Origin of the sequence: Tetzosporium hominis (assembly GCF_002265435.1) — a bacterium.
GTDB classification, from domain to species: Bacteria; Bacillota; Bacilli; order Bacillales_A; family Planococcaceae; genus Chryseomicrobium; species Chryseomicrobium hominis.
Genome location: NZ_NOKQ01000317.1, coordinates 1 through 254, shown reverse-complemented (window position 1 = coordinate 254; position 254 = coordinate 1). Strand labels below are relative to the sequence as shown.

1 protein-coding gene is annotated in these 254 nt (G+C 51.2%); it reads left to right on the top strand.

Annotated features, from left to right (window positions below):
• Positions 1–254 (top strand): DEAD/DEAH box helicase (locus CF394_RS14075; protein WP_133079850.1); only part of this gene is annotated, 254 nt, incomplete at both ends.

Here is a 254-nt window from a genome sequence, read left to right as displayed (position 1 = left end):
CCGTTTATTCAAGAAAACTGGAAGGCGTCGGGCTTTCAAGATCCGACGAATGTCCAAAAAAACGCGGTCGATCTGATTTTGGACGGGCGTGACGTGATCGCCGAGTCGCCGACTGGAACGGGCAAAACGCTCGCATACGTCCTGCCGATTCTGGAAAAGCTGGAGGCGGATCAAAAGAACGTGCAAGCTGTGATTCTGGCTCCATCCCGCGAGCTTGTCATGCAGATTTTTGATGTGATCGTTGAATGGAAAAA